This is a genomic window from Brevibacillus panacihumi W25, assembly GCF_000503775.1.
GTDB classification, from domain to species: domain Bacteria; phylum Bacillota; class Bacilli; order Brevibacillales; family Brevibacillaceae; genus Brevibacillus; species Brevibacillus panacihumi_A.
In genome coordinates, this window is the sequence record NZ_KI629786.1 from 627,782 (window position 1) to 647,026 (window position 19,245).

At 49.4% G+C, this 19,245-nt stretch carries 17 protein-coding genes; 12 read left to right on the plus strand and 5 right to left on the minus strand.

Annotated features, from left to right (window positions below; translation table 11 throughout):
• Positions 1–88 precede the first annotated feature (88 nt).
• From T458_RS52660 to T458_RS52710, 11 genes are all read left to right on the plus strand, one after another.
• Entirely contained in the window at positions 89–886 is a 798-nt protein-coding gene (locus tag T458_RS52660; RefSeq protein WP_023559180.1) for an ABC transporter permease, read from the plus strand.
• A gap of 1 nt (position 887) precedes the next feature.
• A complete protein-coding gene (locus T458_RS52665) occupies positions 888–1,670 on the plus strand; it encodes an ABC transporter ATP-binding protein (RefSeq protein ID WP_023559181.1) in 783 nt (260 codons plus the stop codon).
• A gap of 254 nt (positions 1,671–1,924) precedes the next feature.
• The gene (locus tag T458_RS52670; RefSeq protein WP_023559182.1) at positions 1,925–2,992 is read left to right on the plus strand and encodes an ABC transporter substrate-binding protein; all 1,068 of its coding nucleotides are present in this window, start codon (positions 1,925–1,927) and stop codon (positions 2,990–2,992) included.
• A gap of 4 nt (positions 2,993–2,996) precedes the next feature.
• Positions 2,997–3,770 (plus strand): ABC transporter ATP-binding protein, encoded by a 774-nt coding sequence (locus tag T458_RS52675; protein ID WP_023559183.1) that lies wholly within the window; start codon positions 2,997–2,999, stop codon positions 3,768–3,770.
• A gap of 4 nt (positions 3,771–3,774) precedes the next feature.
• Entirely contained in the window at positions 3,775–4,569 is a 795-nt protein-coding gene (locus tag T458_RS52680) for an ABC transporter permease (RefSeq protein WP_023559184.1), read from the plus strand.
• Positions 4,570–4,995: 426 nt separating this feature from the next.
• Positions 4,996–5,469, plus strand: a complete 474-nt coding sequence (locus T458_RS52685; protein ID WP_023559185.1) for a GyrI-like domain-containing protein — start codon at positions 4,996–4,998, stop codon at positions 5,467–5,469.
• 182 nt (positions 5,470–5,651) lie between these two features.
• Positions 5,652–7,007 carry an MATE family efflux transporter gene (locus T458_RS52690; RefSeq protein WP_023559186.1) on the plus strand — a complete coding sequence of 452 codons (1,356 nt, stop codon included), beginning with the start codon at positions 5,652–5,654 and terminating at the stop codon, positions 7,005–7,007.
• Positions 7,008–7,147: 140 nt separating this feature from the next.
• Entirely contained in the window at positions 7,148–7,831 is a 684-nt protein-coding gene (locus T458_RS52695) for a hypothetical protein (RefSeq protein WP_031306236.1), read from the plus strand.
• 121 nt (positions 7,832–7,952) lie between these two features.
• On the plus strand, positions 7,953–9,092 hold the full coding sequence (locus T458_RS52700; RefSeq protein WP_023559188.1) for a nitric oxide synthase oxygenase: 1,140 nt from the start codon (positions 7,953–7,955) through the stop codon (positions 9,090–9,092).
• A gap of 116 nt (positions 9,093–9,208) precedes the next feature.
• Positions 9,209–9,787: an RNA polymerase sigma factor gene (locus T458_RS52705; RefSeq protein ID WP_023559189.1), complete on the plus strand. Its 579-nt coding sequence runs from the start codon at positions 9,209–9,211 to the stop codon at positions 9,785–9,787.
• On the plus strand, positions 9,762–10,694 hold the full coding sequence (locus tag T458_RS52710) for a hypothetical protein (protein ID WP_023559190.1): 933 nt from the start codon (positions 9,762–9,764) through the stop codon (positions 10,692–10,694). Before T458_RS52705 ends, T458_RS52710 begins: the two co-directional genes overlap by 26 nt.
• 150 nt (positions 10,695–10,844) lie before the next feature.
• Here the strand turns inward: T458_RS52710 and T458_RS52715 are convergent, their stop codons facing one another.
• The 5 genes from T458_RS52715 to T458_RS57375 form a co-directional block, all read right to left on the minus strand.
• A complete protein-coding gene (locus T458_RS52715) occupies positions 10,845–12,083 on the minus strand; it encodes an IS110 family RNA-guided transposase (protein ID WP_031305278.1) in 1,239 nt (412 codons plus the stop codon).
• Positions 12,084–12,651: 568 nt separating this feature from the next.
• Positions 12,652–14,280: a family 10 glycosylhydrolase gene (locus T458_RS52720; protein WP_023559191.1), complete on the minus strand. Its 1,629-nt coding sequence runs from the start codon at positions 14,278–14,280 to the stop codon at positions 12,652–12,654.
• Between the two features lie 101 nt (positions 14,281–14,381).
• Entirely contained in the window at positions 14,382–16,163 is a 1,782-nt protein-coding gene (locus T458_RS52725) for an SH3 domain-containing protein (RefSeq protein ID WP_023559192.1), read from the minus strand.
• Between the two features lie 14 nt (positions 16,164–16,177).
• Complete coding sequence (locus T458_RS52730; protein ID WP_023559193.1) at positions 16,178–17,116, minus strand: hypothetical protein; 939 nt, start codon at positions 17,114–17,116, stop codon at positions 16,178–16,180.
• Positions 17,113–17,262 carry a hypothetical protein gene (locus T458_RS57375; RefSeq protein ID WP_023559194.1) on the minus strand — a complete coding sequence of 50 codons (150 nt, stop codon included), beginning with the start codon at positions 17,260–17,262 and terminating at the stop codon, positions 17,113–17,115. The genes T458_RS52730 and T458_RS57375 overlap by 4 nt, the downstream gene beginning before the upstream one ends.
• A 177-nt stretch (positions 17,263–17,439) precedes the next feature.
• Here T458_RS57375 and T458_RS52735 point away from each other — a divergent pair, with 177 nt between their 5' ends.
• A complete protein-coding gene (locus tag T458_RS52735) occupies positions 17,440–19,233 on the plus strand; it encodes a vWA domain-containing protein (protein ID WP_023559195.1) in 1,794 nt (597 codons plus the stop codon).
• The last annotated feature ends 12 nt before the right edge of the window (positions 19,234–19,245 follow it).

Sequence of the window (19,245 nt, forward strand, 5' to 3'; positions counted from 1 at the left end):
TCCTTTTCTCATGCCGCCTGGGCAGATCACCCGGACGGCGCGTATAGAACGGGAGACTATTATTTTTTGGAAAAATGAGGGATGACAGATGTGGAAGAATGTCTTTACCCCGAAAAAGGAGATCGCCAAACCGTTGTACTCCGGGGCGGGGATTGCTACGTTTCTCTTGCTGCTGCTCGTCTGGTCCGTGCTCACGTACGGGGGGTTTGTGAACGCGCTGTTCCTGCCAGCACCTGACAAGATTGTGACTACAGCCGTTTCCATGTTCCAAAGCGGTGAAATCCTTGGCGATATCGGGATAAGCTTCTCCCGTGTCCTCTCCGGATTTATACTGGCGGCCTTGATTGGAGTGCCGCTTGGAATGCTGATGGGCTCGCTGCGGATTATGGAAGGGGCCTTTGAACCGATTATTGGCTTTATTCGTTATATGCCGGCTTCCGCCTTTATTCCGCTGTTTATCCTGTGGATCGGCTTGGGCGAAGGGGAGAAGATGGCTGTTATCTTCTTCGGAACCTTCTTTCAGCTGACGTTGATGGTGATGGATGTCACCAAGAATGTACAGAACGAACTGATCGAGGTTTCCTATACCTTGGGAGCGAAAAAGCTGCAGCTGTTTCGACGCGTGATCCTGCCGGCTTCGATGCCAGGGATCGTGGACACGTTGCGCATTACGTTTGGCTGGGCATGGACCTATCTCGTCGTTGCTGAGCTGGTCGGGGCATCCGAGGGGCTTGGTTACATGATTATGCAAGCTTCGCGCTTCCTCAAGCCTGACAAGATCATCGTGGGAATCCTGATTATCGGTCTCATGGGATTGATCATGGATATCATCTTCAAGATGATTTATCGTGCATCTTTCTCCTGGATGAGAAAGGAAGGGTCATAAGATGACAACGCCAAAACTAGTGATCGATAACGTAGGCAAAGTTTTCTCTACCAAAAGCGGCAAGGTAACCGCTTTGGATCAAACCTCTTTTACCGTGCAGGAAGGCGAGTTTGTCACGATTCTCGGCCCTTCCGGCTGCGGGAAGTCTACGATTCTGCGCGTCGTTGCCGGACTGGAGGAGCCGACCACCGGACATGTCTATCTGGATGGGAAGGAAATCCACGGACCTGGCCCGGACCGCGGCATGGTGTTTCAATCGTACACGCTATACCCCTGGCTGACTGTAAAGCAAAATATCACCTTTGGTCTGGATTTGAAGGGTGTACCCAAGAAGCAGCAGGATGAGATTGCCCAGCATTATTTGGAGCTGATCGGGCTTTCAGGCTTTGACAAGCATTACCCGATCCAGTTGTCCGGCGGGATGAAGCAGCGTGTCGCGATCGCCCGTGCGCTTGCCAACGAGCCTGAGATTTTGCTGATGGACGAGCCTTTCGGGGCATTGGACGCACAGACGCGGGCGATCATGCAGGAGATTTTGCTGAAGGTGTGGGAGGAATCGAAAAAAACGATTCTGTTTATCACGCATGATGTCGAAGAGTCTATCTTCCTGGGTGATTCCATCTATGTCATGACGGCAAGGCCGGGACGCTTGAAGAAGAATATCAAGGTGCCGCTGCCTCGTCCCCGCGACTACCAGAACAAGAGCAGCGAGGAGTTTTTGGCGCTGAAGCTCGAATTGCTGGAGTTGATTCGGGAAGAGAGCCTTAAGGCGGTTAAGCCTTAGTCTATTGTAATCAGCATAATGACGCGGGTATTTGATGTATCCGCGTCCTTTTGATTTGGTGGTCCCCCAGCTTTAATAGCTTATTGTATGCCAGATGTACCTTCATTCTGCATGAGCATCTTCCAACTAAAAACAAGAGTGAAAGAATTGAATGGAAAATGATTTTTCGATATGATGTCCCAAGGAGCAAGTTTTTTGTTATGATATTTTAAAAATATCAACATGTATTAAAATTCTGTAGGAGGTAGAGAGAATTGAAAAAAGCAGTAAAATTTGCTTTGAGTTCCTTCCTCGTTCTCTCTCTGGCACTTGCGGGCTGTGGCAAGTCAGAGGGCGGAAGCACGACGGAACAACCGAAACCAGAACAGGGACAAGCTCCAGAAGCCGTATCCTTGGAGATTGGAATGCTGAAGCTGACAAGCTCTGCACCATTGTTTATTGGCATAGAAAAAGGATTTTTCCAAGAAGAGGGCATCGATGCCAAAGCCAAATGGTTTGATGCGGCACAGCCAATCGCCGTGGCCACTGCTGCAGGCAGCGTAGATGTCGGAGCGACCGGCATTACTGCCAGCTTGTACAACATGGTTGCAGGCGGACAGAAGCTTGTGATTGTAGCAGATAAAGGACGGGAGCAGGCAGGCTACTCTTCCTCGGCCTTGTTGTACCCAAGTGATTCACCCCTTAAAAGCATTGAAGAGCTAAAGGGGAAAAAGCTGGGAATCACCCAAACAGGCTCTACCTACCACTACATGGCGGGCAAATTGCTGGAGAAGCATGGTCTAACGCTGAAGGATATCGAGCTGGTTCCGCTCAACAGCATCAAAGGCTTGATGGAAGCGCTGAAAAGCAAACAGGTTGATGCTGTCCTGCTGAACGAACCAAACATTTCGACAGTTGTGGAAGAAGGCTACGGCAAAGTGATTGCCCAAGTCGGAGACGAAATGGAGTACCAAACTTCCGGGATTTTCTTCTCCCCGAAATTTGCTGACAACAAGGATGCAGCAGAGCGTTTCCTCAAAGCGTATGCGAAGTCCACTCGTTACTACTACGATGCCGTGCTGAATAAAGTGGATGGCAAAATTGTCCCTGGCGAGAACTACGATGAAGTGGTCAACATCATCGCGAAGTATACCGACCAGGAGCCGGACATGATCAAAAAAGGGCTGCCGTACATGGACCGAGACGGCAAATTGCTGGAGTCTGACATTAAAACACAGGTCGAATGGTATGCGAAAGAAAAATTGATCGATAAAGAAATTGATCCTAGCGAGATCGTGAATACACAGCTACTGGAAGACGCCGTGCAAAAATTAGGGAAGTGAACCTATGAGAATCGTCATTGAGAATGTAGACAAGACGTTTGTGGACGCGAAAAAAAGAGAAGTGACGGCATTGCAAAACATCAATTTTGCTATCGAACAACAAGAGTTTGTCGTCTTGGTGGGACCCAGCGGATGCGGGAAATCTACCCTTTTGAACATCGTCGGCGGTCTGATGTCACCGAGCAACGGCTCTGTCTATTTCGAGGGGACGGATAGCAAAAAACCAAATCTGGGAATCGTTTTTCAGGAGATCGCTTTATTCCCCTGGCGGACGGTGTACGAGAACGTCATTTACGGGCTGGAAGAGAGCGGTGCCAGCAAGCAGGAACAGCAGGAAAAGGGCAAGCATTACATTGATATGGTAGGTTTAAGCGGTTTTGAAAATGCTTATCCCAAGCAGCTCTCCGGCGGTATGCGGCAACGTGCTGGTATCGCCAGAGCCTTGGCGATCGAACCAGACCTGCTGCTGATGGATGAGCCTTTTTCCGCGCTGGATGCACAGACACGGACGATTATGCAGGAGGAGCTGCTGACCATCTGGGATCGGACGCGCTTGAGCACGCTCTACGTGACGCACAACATTCAGGAGGCCGTCTACCTGGCGGACCGCGTAATCGTTCTCTCTCGTCATCCGGGACAGATCAAGAGCACGATCCGCATTGATTTGCCGAAGATCGGACGGGATAAGGACGAATACCGGATGCGCTTCGAGCAGTATGTCGATGAAATCTGGCAGCTCATTCGCCACGATGCCCAAGAAGCGTCGAGGGAGGGGTAAAAAAATGCCGGATAAGCAAAGACAAGTCATTACCAATCGCGTTGCCTTTTTAGAGACGAAGATCCCCAGCTATGCTGCCGTTTTGGGTATTACGGTGCTGTTGGTACTTTGGGAGATCGTCTGTCGCCTGGGAATTGTGCCTCCGCTGTTTTTGCCAGCGCCCACCGCAATTTTGACGGCTGGCTGGGACATGCTAGTCAGCGGAGAACTGTATGAAGATCTGGCTGCCAGTCTCGTCCGAATTGGCGGGGGATACGCAGTCGGAGCAAGTCTTGGCATTATATTTGGTCTGATTCTAGGCTTCTCCAGATGGACAGACGCTATTTTGACTCCTATCGTGTATTCCATCTATCCCATTCCAAAAATCGCGCTGTTGCCACTGATTATTCTCTGGCTCGGAATTGGGGAAACGCCAAAACTAGCCATTATTGCACTCGGGGTCTTTTTCCCGGTCGTAATCAATACGTTTTCCGGGGTGAAAAACGTCGACCCGATGCTGATTAAAGCAGCGGTCACCTTTGGCTCCAATCACTTCAATGTCATTCGAAAGGTTATCCTGCCTGCGTCCTTGCCGATGATCTTCGCCGGATTGAAGCTGGCAGCAGGAACCTCGTTGCTCCTGTTGGTTTCCGCCGAGATGATCGCAGCACAGCAAGGGATTGGCTCGATGGTGCTGCACTACGGAAACCTGATGATCACCACCAAGCTGATGGTCGGAGTGCTGGTGCTTTCCTTGCTCGGATTGACCTTCAACCGAGTCTTGCAATGGTTGGAGCGCAAGCTGGTGCCGTGGAAGTAAGCAATCTACAAACGATACGGACAGAAAAAGCAGCCGGCAATTCGGCTGCTTTTTTCTTTGCAACTAGAGAAACTGCTTTTTTTTACGATAGGTGGAAGAAGGGATCACCGGTTCCCGATCAGTCATCATACCGGAACTCATGGATTTTCTGGATTCCCATGTGAAGCAGTCCCTGCCTGGTAACTTTTCCGGTGCGCAGGTAAAAAAGCTTCAGCAAATGTTCGGTTCATTCTAGCCTTTTAGAAAAAACAGTTGCGGGCATCCTATTATTTCCATTAGAATAAATCAATATTGTCCAACAGCGATATTGGGAATATGTACCGTGGCAACCGAATATTCCGCGAAGCCTCGCAATCGGTTTGCTGGCATTTGTCAGATCCAGTATTCATACAGAATTCTGCCTTTATATAGGGAGGTATCTATGAAATGGAAAAGACATTGTTTACTTGTGAACTGGTGACAAAGGAATGGAAAGTAGTCGGAATGCATATCACGGCGCCTTTTCCAGCAGGATTTCCCGACGCTGCCTTACAGATCCACCATGAGTTTTGGGCGAAACGCAATACGATCAAGCATGCCGTGAACCGGAATGTTTTGTTGTCTCCATTTATCTGCAATGAGATCGTAGCGACGTACTTTGCCTGCCTCGAAGTGGACAACCTCACCTCTGTCCCGGAGGGTATGATGGGTTTTTCCATACCGGCCACACGTTACGCACAAGTGTCCTGCACGAACAAGACCATTGAGAAGGGCTATGATGTGCTGTTGAATTGGATGCATCAAAACGGCTATCGGCAAAAGGTTTTCAAAGCCTTCCAGGTTGAGGTGTACGATATACAAGAGACGGCCGAGGAAGAAAGCGTCAAGCTGCTGATACCCATTCTGGAAGGTGAAGGGTGAACCGAAGAGCAAACGTTAGAAGCAACGCTGGACAAATCTGTCCGGCTTTTTTTTTCAAAAGTTATTGACAAAGATCGCTGAGGAAAGTAAAATCCCTGTATAAAACAAACGGATATAATAATCGTCTGCTAAAAAACAAACATTTGTTATATTTGTCTACAAGTTGAATAGAGGTGTTTTTTATGAATTGGCTAACCTCAGCAAAGCCAATGCTGGTTTTTCTGATTCCCGTGATCTTGTCTAATGTCTTACAGTCCGTGGGCCAAGTGTTTGGCATGATCGTTGTGGGACAGACGCAAGGAATTGATTCTGTCGCAGCCATCGCTGCGTTTTTCCCGCTTTTCTTTTTCCTGTTGTCATCTGCGATTGGGATCGGCTCAGGAAGCTCGATTCTCGTCGCCCAAACATATGGTGCAGGAAATATCCCGAAAATGAAGCAGGTTGTGGGTGTCACCCTGGCATTTACACTGATCATTTCGGTCGTGGTGGGTATTTTCGGAAGTGTATTTGCAGAAGGAATTTTACGGCTAATGGGTACTCCGGCGAATATTCTGGAGCAAAGTACGAAGTATGCGAGCATTCTGTTTCTCTCGATGCCGATTACCTTTTTCTATTTGACGTATACGACATTTCTGCGTGGAGTCGGCGATTCGAAGACACCTTTTTTCTTTCTTCTGATTAATACGATTTTGAATGTGATATTGTTACCCGTTCTCATTTTTGGCTGGTTGGGACTTCCTGCATACGGTCTCTACGGGGCTGCATACGCTGCTGTAGTTTCGGGCTTGCTGACCTGTGTTCTTTTGATCGTGTTTTTGCGTAAAAAGGATCACATTCTCAAGCTGGATCGTCAGGTGTTGAAGCATTTTAGGCTGGACGGCTCCATCTTGAAGACATTGCTGCGTCTAGCCATTCCAACCAGCGTAAGCATGGTCTCACTGGCGATGTCTGAAATCGCCGTGATTACGTTCGTCAATGACTATGGCTCGAATGCAACTGCCGCTTACGGCATCGTCAACCAGATTGCCAGCTACGTGCAAATTCCTGCAATGAGTGTATCGATTGCCATCTCGGTCTTTGCGGCCCAACTGATTGGTTCCAAAAAGCATGCACAGATCGGGCCTACTACGAAAACAGGAATCATGTTGAATTACCTGATGGGCGGTGTGCTGGTCATCCTGGTTTACTTGTTCTCCAGACCCATCCTGGGAGTCTTTCTGGACAATGCGGAAGCCGTCGACATCGCGCAAAGCCTCATTCTGATCTCCTTTTGGAGCTATCTGATCCTTGGTCATACGATGGCGCTCTCTGCGACGATGCGGGCATCCGGAACCGTCATGTGGCCGACGATTTTTACCATCGGATGCATTTGGCTGATCCAGGTGCCCGTGGCGTACTCGCTGTCGCATTTCACATCCCTTGGCATTCAAGGTGTATGGTTGGCGTATCCGATCGCCTTCCTGGTCAATCTTCTGGCGCAGTCTACTTATTACCGCCTGTTCTGGAAGAAAAAAGCGTTGCAGGCTTTGTTGGATTAAGCAAGGGAGAGCACATTTTTCTGATGGGGAAAATGTGCTCTCCTTGATTTTTAACCTTATGTGCAACGTATCCGTGTTCGAATATGTTTCGGAAGGAATTGGAGCCCTTGATACTTAATAACTTCTATAGGGTTGATGTTATGACAAAGTTTATGATGTTTTTTATCGCAATGGGACTTGTATTGGTTGGGTGTAGTAATCAAGATAAAGCAAACGAAAATAACGAAAAAAATACAAATAGCAGCGCAAATCATGCGATAAATACAGAAAATACACCCAGCACGGAACAGAGTGGATTACAAGATTCCGCCGAAGATGCAGCTAAAAATGAAGGGGAACTGTCTGTTCAAGATACTGAAACGGCTTATGAAATGTGTGCGAGAGCGCTGAATGACTATTATAAAGCGGTCTGGAACGGCTCGGTTATCGAATTGGATGCATTTATCGATAACGATAACCTGAAACAATATACGCAAAAGAAAATTGAATCCCAATATGCTGTGCATGTAAAGAACAAACAGACTGATAAGGTGCAAAATATTGAGATTGGCGCTTGGGAAGTAAAGTATACCGATGATGTGGATGGTGGTTTTCTCTATCTAAAAATACCTGTGCAAATTCATATGGATGTAGGTAGTTATGGCGAAGTCACTGAGTTTCTCGTACGCAATGCAAACGGCAAGCTAGTCATTGTGGATTGGTATACGGGTGCCAAGGATAGCTATGATTTCACGGTGCGTGGAGAAAATCAAAAGATTGACAACCCGAATATTTGGAATGACAGCGAATGGGTAAAATCTGTCTCCTTTCTGACAGAAATGTGAAGAACGGGCAGTCGATTGGAATTTGGCTTGGGGGAAATCTATAATGAGGGAAAGAAGCAAGCAAAGACAGGTGTCCGCTGCCTCCCTCTTTTGGAGGGAGTGAGCGGGAAAAGAGGACAGGATGCAAGATCATTTGCGAATAGAAGAGGCAGAGCGCTTTATCATAACTTGCTACCGTGAACTGGGCAAAACACAAGACGAGATCCAGGCGCGGTTGCAGGCAATCAGAGAGTCATTTGCAGCAAAAGGCTATTATGAGCATACAGCAGAAGAATTGAGTCATGGTGCGAAAATGGCCTGGCGAAACAGCAATCGATGCATCGGTCGCCTGTTTTGGGAGTCGCTGCATGTGTTTGATGAGCGTCATGTCACAAGTGAGGAAGAGATGGTGCAGGCTCTCCTTCGCCATATCGAATTCGCGACCAACGGCGGAAAAATCCGTCCGGCCATCACGATTTTCGCGCCTGCGACAGAGGGAGGTCCGCGCCCGCGCATTTGGAACCAACAGTTGATTCGCTACGCGGGTTATGAGACAGCGGACGGTGTGTTGGGAGATCCTGTGTCCCTGCCATTGACCCGACTGTGTGAGAGCCTCGGCTGGCGAGGTGAACGGACGCGTTTTGACGTCTTACCGCTTGTTGTGCAAATGGATGACAAACCCCCGCGCTATTTTGACATTCCCAAGGAATTGGTCCTGGAAGTTCCGTTGCGTCATCCGGAGTATCCCGCATTTTCCGAGCTGGATCTAAAGTGGTACGGGGTTCCCATCGTCTCCAACATGCGTCTGGAGATTGGCGGAATCGATTATTGGGCCGCACCCTTTAACGGCTGGTACATGGGGACGGAGATCGGCGCTCGAAATCTGGCAGATCAGGATCGCTACAACATGGTGCCGAAAATGGCGGAGATCATGGGTCTGGACACAAGCCGAGACATCACGCTTTGGAAGGACAAGGCGCTCATTGAGTTAAATATTGCCGTCCTGCACTCGTTCAAGGAGGACGGTGTCTCGATTGTCGATCACCATACCGCGAGCCAGCAGTTCCAGCTTTTTGAGCAACGGGAAAAGAAAGAAGGCAGGGAAATGACAGGGGACTGGACCTGGTTGATTCCGCCGATTTCACCTGCTGCGACGCCAATTTTTCATAGTCTGTACGACAACCGAATTGAGACGCCCAACTTTTTCTACCGGGATGAGCCTCGCTCAGGGGAATGTCCCATCCATGCCGATACCCTGACTTGTCCCGTCCACAAGTCGTAAAAATCGAGCTGCATCAAAGAAAATGCCTGCACGAAATAGGGCATTTTCTTTTTTTATGCATTCATGTCACATAATGGCTGCCCCGGTACGTTATATCAAATGAAAGGAGGGAGAGCGTGGACAGCAAAGAGACGGAAGGGCTGCTGGGTATGATTCTCCAGGGTGATGAAGACCGTTACGAAGAACTCATGAAAGCCTACCAGGTAAAGATTTTTCATTATTGCTACCACATTCTGGGGCATCAGATGGAAGCAGAGGATGCCACACAGGAGGTATTCTTCAAGGCATACCGCAATCTGAAAAAATACAAGCGAGAAATACCATTTGCCGCATGGCTCTACAAAATTGCCTATAACCACTGTATGGATGTGCTGCGAAAAAGGAAGTGGAGCAGGCTTCTCCCCTTCCTGCAAGAAGCCGAGAGAGGGGAGTCGCATATCGATAGCCACATTGAGGATGTGTACTTCAGTGAATCGGTGTACGTAGCAATGACCGCGCTCTCGGCCGAAGAGCGTACCCTCTTGATCCTGCGCGGGGTTGAAGAAAAAACCTATGAAGAGATTTCCCAGATCATGAACAAGAATGCGGCTAGTCTGCGCAAAAAATTCGAGCGCACGGCAGTCAAGTTTCGTACCGCTTATGTTCCGCTTGAGAAGGGAGGGGCTAAACATGCAGAATCAGCGCGACTCACATAAGGACATCAAAGACCTGTTTAGCGATCCTCGAATTCCACGGCAGATCGATGTCACGAAGGCAGTCATGGAGAAAATACAGTCCCAGAAGGAGAGGTTTTTTGTGAAATACAAGGTTAGTCTTCTCGTTGCGATCGGAATACTGGCAAGTGTCACTTCTGCTTACGCCGCTGTCGAGTACCTGCAATTGAAGAATGAGCAGGGAGAGGTCATTTATCAGGAAAAGGATGCGACACAGGCGCCAAATACGACCATACAAGCACCTGATTTGGCAATGCTGGCATTGATGCAAAGAGAGTCCGAAATCGAGGAACAGATGGAGCCTGGTACCGCGGCTGCTGTCTACGTCAAGGAAAATAACCCGAAAAAAAGTGTCCGCACGATTGCAAAGCCGTTTGAGTTTGCCAAGTTAGAGGATCTACAGAACAAGATTGGAACCCAATTCGCGATTCCCGCTGCCCTCCCGGATGGATTTGCGTTTACCAGCAGCAGTGTGGAATATGAGGTAAAGCGTGACTATGACAAGGAAGAATTGTATAAGCTGGCTGAAGCGACTGACCAGGACTATGTGCAGAAGCCTCAGGAATGGTCAGATCAATTGAGCCACATCGTGGTCAATTACGCAGCTGGTGAGGACACGATTCGGGTCGCGATCACGAATATAGAAGGTGTGCAAGACAATACCGTCTACTATGTGAATCAGGACGAAAGAAAAACGGAGAAAGTGGTCGTCGATCAGAAGGAAGCCATCTATTCGGAACAACCGATGCGAGAATCGACGTATAAAAGCATTGTGTGGGTAACAGAGGATACTGGCAAAAAGCTGGAGTACCGGATTTCCACGAATTCGTCCAAGTGGAATGCAGATGCGGCCAAGATTTGGATGAAGGCGTTTCTGACGGCGAAATAAGAGGGTGGTCATCTGACTGCGGTGGAGGGGAGGAAACCAGCTAATATTTTGTCAAGAGTATCCTTATTATTTTCTTTGAAGTTGTGCTATATTGTTGAAAAGCATGCAAAATAACCTCTCTAAAGGGAGAGGTTATGGAAATTCATTCCATTACGCTGACTGAAAGTCAGCCTTATAAGGTTCGCTTCTCGTTAAAATGCAGTATATCCAGCGGATTAGCTTATTCACACAAGCAATCACAACCTGTTTGTGGGGCTTTCCTTCCCCCTTTTTCACGTCATAATACTCACGTAATCGCTGATTTACTGAGCTTTGTAAGAGACACCCCTTTCGTCTTCTTACTCCGCATTGTACAGCTTGGTACAGCGCTCTTCGCAAGCGTTTGGAACCCCGTTTGGTAATTCGGTTTGTGCTTGCTGTGAACTTTCCGGAGGATGTGACACTTGGGTCAACCCCAGCGAATGCGACCAATTTCTTTGCGTGGTCAAACCGTTCGATTTCCCCAATTTCGGCCAGGATTGTGGCAGCAATCTTGTTTCCCACGCCGGGAATCGAACGGAGTAGATCATATTCTTTTTTTTCTTCAGCCAGGGCATCTATTTGTTTTTCAAGCTTGGATAGATGCTCCTGGTATTGAAGTAGCAACGTGATGAACATACGTAAACTAAGCACATAACTCTCATGGACCCCTTCTTGAAAGGGGCTTTTTTCTGCCGCTGCCATCATATCTATTGCCTTTTCCTTTGCCCACTTCGGTGACCGTCCACGAACAAGCTTTGTGTTCATACACTCCGCTAGCTTGTCCACTCCTGCCGTTTTTACCGCCCCTGGTGTTGAATACATTTCCAACACTCCCAATGATACCGTTGAATACAAATCCCCAAACACACCTTCATACGTGGGAAAGACCTGGTCTAGGACAGCCCGAAATTGCAATTTTGTCTGAACATACATATCCGTCATTGCCTCATGTTGTCTCGTGAGATGACGTAAATGAAGCCAGTGCGTTTCCTGCTTTTGGTACGGTTCAAACTCCTCTTTGTAATAAAGTTCTCCTAAATGAACCGCGTCCAATTTATCGGTCTTCACTTTTCTTAGGTGCGTTTTCTTAGCCCGCTGGGCTAATAAGGGATTAAGGATATACAGGTCATAATTTTTCTCCTCTGCCCACTCTACAATGGGAAGGTGGTAGTGACCTGTAGCCTCAAGAATAATTGCTGGACGACAACCGCTGTCCTTTTCTACTTCCTTTAGCCTTCCATGAAGCCATTCCAAATCTGTTATGGTATGCGAAAAACGAAATCCTTTTCCGTATAATTTGTTCCGATCCAGAAAGATCTGTGCTTGGCTTTCTCCTTTTGCCACATCGATTCCTACAACTGGATTCACGTTCTTCCTTCCCCTCACTTCTTTTACCGGCAGCCCCTTTAGCACTTGTATGCCATAGCTTCGCATGTGATACGGGATCTTGTCCCAACCAGCCCAAACATAGTTGTACAAGTAGGGGGTGAACAGTTTCCTCCACGGGTTTTTCCCAAAAAGGGGATCGTTCTACCCGGCTACCAATAGAGTAAAGCCATTTCCATGAAAAATGGCCAGCCAGTTTTTTCTGGCTGACCTCATAATACGAAAAAGGGAAAACGCTCCAGGCGGGTTGGGATCTTTGTTGGGGGGTCACTGGCCGCCTCCCACTCCAAAGGCTGAACCGCGTCCAAGAGCAGCCGCTTCGAGGAAGCGTATCAAGGTTGGACGCTAAAAGCGTGTTCCGCCTTTTCCGTTCCGGCTTGGTCAAGATCCCAAATGCCTTCGCTTTTTTCCCTTTTTCCTCGACCAGCCTCAGTTGTTTACCAAATCTCCTCCCTGGAGAATCTCATGGAGTGTTTGAAAATCAAAAAGCCCCGCATGCCTTTTCAGAGCAGACAACTCTCTGTAAGGCAGCGGGGCTTGTCCATTTTGCTTAGCGGCTGAAATAGTAATTGCGAAGCTCCTGAATCAGGCCAAGCGGGTTTTTGCGCAAATCCTTGGCGCTGAAGAAGATGCTTCCTTTCACTTCCGGATGCATCGTGTTGTAGTTGAGCTGATTGATGATCTCCTGCGCGTTTTGCCATCCGGCCTCATTGGTTCCCAGCTTGTACGGGGCGTGGCCGATGTACAGGGTGACATCTGTGCCGCGCACTTCATTGGCCCACCAGGTGACGAGCTTGTCGTACTGGGCAGGGGCAAAGGACATGCTCCAGTAGATTTGCGGAGTTACGTAATCGATCCAGCCCTGTTGAATCCAGGTGCGCACGTCCGCATGCATGTGATCGTACGCGGTGACGCCGGCTTTGGTGTCCGATCCCGTTTGATCCATAGCCTTGTTGCGCCATACGCCAAAGGGACTGATTCCGAATTGCACCTGCGGCTTCACGCTTTTAATCGATTGGTCGAGCTGTTGTACGAACTGGTTGATATTGTCGCGGCGCCAAGCGGCTTTATCCGTGAAGCCTTTGCTGTTGTACGCCTTGAAGGTAGCGTCGTCGGGGAAGTTGCCATTGGAAGGATAGAAGTAATCATCCAAATGAACCCCGTCGATGTCGTAACGATTCACAACCTCCATAATCGTGGCAATAATGTGCTGACGCGCTTCCGGAATACCTGGATTGATGTATGGCTTGTTGCCGGAATTGACGATCCATTGCGGATGCTGTTTCACGACATTGTTTGCAGCCAGCGTCTCTGTCTTGGCATCGGTTGCGGCGCGGAACGGGTTGAACCAGGCGTGGAATTGCATACCGCGACGATGTGTTTCCTCAACCATGAAAGCGAGTGGATCATAGCCCGGGTCTTTCCCTTGCGTCCCCGTCAAAAACTTGCTCCACGGTACGAGTGTGGAAGGGTAGATCGCATCAGCAGCAGGACGTACTTGTACGAAGACTGCGTTCAAGCCCATATTCTGCAGCTCGTCCAGCATTTGCACGTACTCTTGCTTTTGTTTTTCCTGATTCCCGTAAGAACCTGCAGATGGCCAATCCAGATTGAAAACGGTGGAAATCCACACGCCTCGCAGGGCAGTCTGTCCTCCCGGCTGATTGATTATCGGGGGATTCGTAATATCCTGCGGCGGCATCGGCTCAGGTACAGGTGTCGTTGCGATTGGGGTGTTGCCTGTCTGCAAGGTAATGGTCCGGGTAGACTGTTCCCACCCCACTTGCAGGCCGAGCTGTTCCGAGACGAAGCGCAGCGGCACCATTGTCCGTCCTCCCCGGTTCTCTACCGAGGCATCCAAGCCGATCTGCCCATCGTTCACCAGGGCGAATTTTTGGTTCGTCCTCATTGAAAGGACAGTGCCATCCTTGATGATGGTGGCTGTTTGGGACTGTCCATCCCAAAATACCTCTGCACCCAAATTCTCACTGATGACCCGCAGCGGAACCATCGTGACATTGACCTTTGGGATGATGTACGGGGAGACATCGCTATGTATCTGTTGCCCGTCCAAGAAGATGCTGATCACAGGTGTGTTTTGTGCTTGTGCCGGGGCGCTTGCTCCCGTGACACAGAGCACGAACAACAGGAAAAAAGAGAACCACTTCCGCCATCTCATTTTTGCAAATCCTCCAACCTTTTTGTTTTGCTGTACATTTCTTCACATGCGGTTAGACGCTTGGAAGGGCGCTTTGTTTCGCCAAGAAGGCAGAATTGGGGCTATGGTTCCACAGAGGGCCGAATCCATCCTTGCGTACCGTCAAAATCGATCTGCAGCCAGCCGTTCTCTTTGGCGATCACCTGGTATCCTTCTTCGACTACCCGGCCGATGATGGCATATGTATCGCCAGGTCCGGCATACACATCATACGTGCGCAAGGCAGGAATATCGGCAGGCTTTCCGTCGTTGGGATCTTTCTGCTGCCCTTCTTCGGCCTGTATGTTCTCACTGTCCTGCTCATCCATCTGCCCCGGTTCATCCTGATCCTCTGAATCGACCAGGTAATCTGCCCATTTTTCCGTGTATACAAGACCGCTCTTCTCCAGGGAGAAGCGGGCGATTTCATGTTCACCTTCACCGACGGGATTCTTTACGAGAATTTGATCGGGCTGTATAGCTTCCCATCCGTCTGCTTCCAGGTCCCAGCGCTTGACGAACATCTTGCGGGACAGATCAGGGACGAGACCGAGGTAGGCATAAGTGCGTTCCTTCCCGGCAGCTTCTACTGTAATGATCGGGCTCTCTTCGCTGCCCAAAGTATCGGAGAGCGAAAAGATAGCGGATTTGCGATTCAGTGAGAGGGCTTGCTCCAGTTTGACCGCAGCACCATCTTCGTCGAGGGCTGCCATGTAGAGAACGCCATCGCTTTCATCCCACCCGATGGCATACACCTGAGCACCCCAATGATCCACACCCGTCATGAGTGTATCCAGTGTTTTGTCGGGAAATTGCGCTTGCAGCAGGCGGCTTGGATCATAAGCGATCCAGCGCTTTTCCAGTTCAGTCAAACGCGCGGAAGTATCCTCCAGACGGCTTAATTCCTGATACAGCCCGAGTGCCTTTTCAAAGCGGTTGGAGCGGACAAATTGGTCTGCCTGCTGAAACAGGGTTTCAATCTGCCTGTCAATCAAAGCCAGCACGTCAGATCGGGACGGGAGGATGGATTTCTGTTCACGATAAGTTTTGGCTCTGTTGACGAATTCCGCCAGATCCTGCTCCCGGATCGTCTGATTGATCTCTTCCTTGGCGTAACGCTCCAAAAGCGAAACCAGCCATTCCGTAGGAAACCCTTCCTTTTCATAGAGGCCATGACTGTTTGCTAGACTTCCGACGACCTCTGCAAACGTGCCGGCTTGAGCCAGATCCCGCAGCTTGTTGCGCTCGTACTGCAGAAAAAGCGCCTCCAGTTCATTCTGCTTTTTTTCTTTTCCTCCATAATATTCATCCGGAATCGTCGCCAAGGTGTGGATGAATGTCTGGTCACGGTACTTTTTCTGGTCGAGACTTGCCTGTACCTGATCTTTTGCTTCTTTCATCGCTTGCTGATAATACATACCGAACTGATTCTCGATCGCGAGGTTTTGAGCGATTTGCTGGAAAAAGGCTGCGACCTGCTCATTTTCCCGTTGTGCTTGCTGCTGGAGGGAATGGTAGTTTTGATAGGCTGCCAGGGTCTGGTCCGCTTCGTTTTGTTCCATGGCTAAGCGCGCATTCAAAGCGAGAGATTCCAGTTCATGCCGTACGGTTCCCAAACGCAAGAGCAATTGGCTCCATGGCTCGTCTTCGGTGCGAATAGCCTGGATCGCGTCTGCATGGGAGAAGGCTGCTTCCGCCAGCACCAGGTTTTGCGCCTCAAAGTGCGCTTTGGCTTGCCCGAGCAAGACGGTTTTCTGGTAGCTTCGCGCCAGTTTATAAGCAGTCCCGATCAAGGCTATGATGACGAGTACAAGCAGGATGTTTCGGACCCAGAACGATCTTTGGTAGGGAGAGAAAAGCTTCATAGCGGGGTCCTCCTTCACAAAACGCCGTGGAAGTCAGGATCGAAGGAATGATGCGTCTCAATCCGCCGCTTGACGGCTTCCTCCAGGCGTTCCCAACCTCCTTCGTGATGATGGCGGCTGATCATTCTCGCCAGACGAAGCAAGCGCTCCCGAGGCAGATAGTCGATATATTCGATAATCAGCTCCTGATACTCGGCTACATAGGCACTCATCCGCAAGGCAGCGCCCGCTATCTGGCCGATGAGCTGCTCGCCGTTTTCATGCAGCAGAATCTTGCTTTTATACCGATTGACATAATCCAGTACGGAGCGTTTGACCAACTGCGGCTGCACCTTGACTACTTCCCGCAGATACTCGACGAAATCCTTGTCATACGTAGTGGGGAGCAGCGACTCCAGTTCAAGCTCCATGTCTTTGCGCAAAACAAAGTGATTCAGATACATGATTTTGCGCAGCTTGATCGTATCGGAGTGCAGGAATTGCCCCACTTCCCGAATCTTTTCATAAGCATCCTTGATGCGTTCTTCCTTGACGTCAAAGCCGATCTCTTCCTGGTGCAAGAGGAGCGACTTTTTGATGATTTCGGTCTCTTGCGTCATATAGCGCAAAAAGTCCACGTCTCGTTCATATGCCCCGAATTTTCTCTGCATCACAAAAAAGCACACAAACACGAGAATGCCACCGGCGCAGCCGACAGCAAGCTGTGTCAGCGTATCTGCGCAGAGAATGGCCAACAAAACAAAAAGCCCTAATAAAAGGAAGCGAGTCTGTACATACCGTCGTGTTACCTTTGCTGCAACCTCACGGATCGGCTGGTATTCGCGGCCGCACTCACTGCAATGCGTATCCCAGAGGACGTGATACGTATGGCAGCGCGTGCAGGTTTGCAAACGCTCGTAGACGTGAGCGGTCTTCTGCATTTTCCGAAATTGAACGCCAACTCGCTTTTTCATGGTAGTTCCTTCTTCCTGTTCAACAGGTCGAGAAGATGTTGATCCATTTGGTTTTCAGTGATATTCAGCCGCTTCCATTTCAGAAGTTTGAGAAAGCGGAAAACAAGCAGCAGCACAGCGGCAGACAGAAGAAAGTAGGTTAGCATAAATTTCCTCCCTCATCTTCTTGTCGAATTTTGCAACAAAAGGCCTACCCATATCGTAATACGTAATAGGGAGGCAAAAATAGCATTTTTTCTACTAGCACTTCTCAATATAGTGGTAATATTGTCATAATGTACCTCTATTTGCAACAATCTTAGAACAGTGGAGGGGTTTCACAGATGGTGATGCGATTCGAAAAGCTGCTTCGAAACCTGCTTTGTGTGGCGCTTCTGCTGGGTTCAGTAATGACAGGCGCGAATCTGGCTTTTGCCGGGACCAGCGGAAGCAACATGGATGCGGTGTTGGTTGTGGATGTCAGTACCTCCATGAACCAAAGCGATAAAAACAAAGTAAGCAACGAAGCCATGAAGATGTTCGTCGACATGACGTCGATTCAAGCGAACAAAATCGGAATTATCTCTTATACGGATAAAATTGAACGGGAAAAGGCCATGATCCAGGTCAATTCCGAGCAAGACAAGAACGAAATCAAGGCGTTTATCGACAGCCTGCAAAAAGGGGCGTACACCGATATTGCAGTCGGCGTAAAAGAGGCGGTCAAAATTTTGGATGCCGGACGTGATCCTTCCAACTCCCCGATCATCGTCCTTCTGGCGGACGGAAACAACTATCTGAATGCAGCGTCTGGGCGCACACAGGCGATGTCCGATCAGGAATTGCAAGCTTCTATAAAGGAAGCGCAAAGCAAAGGGTATCCCATCTATACAATCGGACTCAACGCGGATGGACAATTGAACCGTACGACGCTGGAGAAAATCGCAAAGGAGACCAACGGCAAATTCTTCGAGACGAGCACAGCCGACACATTGCCGCAGATCCTGAGCGAGATTTTTGCCAACCATCTGAAGCTGAAAGTAGTTCCGATCACCAATTTTACGTCCAACGGCCAGGCGCAAGACGTGGCGATCTCCATCCCCAACGCCAATGTGATGGAAGCCAACATTTCGATCATGTCGCAAAAGCCAGTAGAAGTAAAATTGTTTGATCCTTCGGGCAAGGAAGTACATATCCCTTCCGATCAGGTTCGACTCTCCCGCTCGTCGGCGTACACGATGCTCAAAATCGTCAAGCCGCAGCAGGGCGAGTGGAAGCTGCAGGTAAAAGGGGTACCACAGGATAAAATCGACATCAACATGATTTTCAACTACGAGCTGCAGCTGGAGATGGAGCCGGTCGCAAGCAAGACCTATCAAGCAGGGGACGTCATCCCTGTAAAAGCTGCGCTGGTCAGCAACGGACAGAAGGTAGCCAGCCCGGATCTGTACAACCAGATGAAGGCTACCCTGCTGATCCATGACCTAACCGACCAGAGTACGAGTGAAGTAGCCATCACCAATACCGGCAGCGGCTTTGAAGGCAGCTTTACGATTCCGGCCGACCACAAGTACGAGATCAGTGTCAAGGCAGAGGACAGCAGCTTTTATCGCGAGACACAGCCATTGATCATTGACGCATCGGCAGCAGGCAGCGGCACAGCCACTCCGACACCGCCGCCAGCGGGCGAGAATACAGCGCCCGAAGAGCCGTTCCCGTGGCTCACAGTCGTCATCGTGGCTCTCGGCGTGATCCTCTTGGCTGCACTGGCCTTCTATCTGCTGTCCGTATGGCGCAAGGCGAATAAAGGCTTTATCGGACAGATTGCCATTGAGATTGTCGACGAGGACACCGGAGATAAATCAAACCCGCAATACAAGAAGCTGAATGCATTCAAAGGAAAGGTCAAGCTGCACCAGCTTTTGCAGCTGGCTCCGGAATTTCAGGAGACCGATAAAGTGGTATTCCTGCCCGGCAAAAACGACACGCTGATTATCGAAAATCGCTCCACATGCCGGATTGAAAAAGGCGGCAGAGTGCTGGATGTCAGTCAGGGCAAGGAATTGAAGAAAAACGACAGAATCAAGATTTCTCTGTCGAGCGTAAACAAATCCGTATTTGTAGACTACATCGTCTAGGGGGGAAACGAG

Excerpts from the sequence above, each read along its gene's own strand:
- T458_RS52735 (WP_023559195.1), top strand. The coding sequence starts at position 17,440 with ATGGTGATGCGATTCGAAAAGCTGCTTCGAAACCTGCTTTGTGTGGCG.
- T458_RS52725 (WP_023559192.1), bottom strand. The coding sequence starts at position 16,163 with ATGAAGCTTTTCTCTCCCTACCAAAGATCGTTCTGGGTCCGAAACATC.
- T458_RS52685 (WP_023559185.1), top strand. The coding sequence starts at position 4,996 with ATGGAAAAGACATTGTTTACTTGTGAACTGGTGACAAAGGAATGGAAA.
- T458_RS52680 (WP_023559184.1), top strand. The coding sequence starts at position 3,775 with ATGCCGGATAAGCAAAGACAAGTCATTACCAATCGCGTTGCCTTTTTA.
- T458_RS57375 (WP_023559194.1), bottom strand. The coding sequence starts at position 17,262 with ATGCTAACCTACTTTCTTCTGTCTGCCGCTGTGCTGCTGCTTGTTTTC.
- T458_RS52730 (WP_023559193.1), bottom strand. The coding sequence starts at position 17,116 with ATGAAAAAGCGAGTTGGCGTTCAATTTCGGAAAATGCAGAAGACCGCT.
- T458_RS52695 (WP_031306236.1), top strand. The coding sequence starts at position 7,148 with ATGACAAAGTTTATGATGTTTTTTATCGCAATGGGACTTGTATTGGTT.
- T458_RS52665 (WP_023559181.1), top strand. The coding sequence starts at position 888 with ATGACAACGCCAAAACTAGTGATCGATAACGTAGGCAAAGTTTTCTCT.
- T458_RS52675 (WP_023559183.1), top strand. The coding sequence starts at position 2,997 with ATGAGAATCGTCATTGAGAATGTAGACAAGACGTTTGTGGACGCGAAA.
- T458_RS52700 (WP_023559188.1), top strand. The coding sequence starts at position 7,953 with ATGCAAGATCATTTGCGAATAGAAGAGGCAGAGCGCTTTATCATAACT.
- T458_RS52690 (WP_023559186.1), top strand. The coding sequence starts at position 5,652 with ATGAATTGGCTAACCTCAGCAAAGCCAATGCTGGTTTTTCTGATTCCC.
- T458_RS52720 (WP_023559191.1), bottom strand. The coding sequence starts at position 14,280 with ATGAGATGGCGGAAGTGGTTCTCTTTTTTCCTGTTGTTCGTGCTCTGT.
- T458_RS52710 (WP_023559190.1), top strand. The coding sequence starts at position 9,762 with ATGCAGAATCAGCGCGACTCACATAAGGACATCAAAGACCTGTTTAGC.
- T458_RS52660 (WP_023559180.1), top strand. The coding sequence starts at position 89 with ATGTGGAAGAATGTCTTTACCCCGAAAAAGGAGATCGCCAAACCGTTG.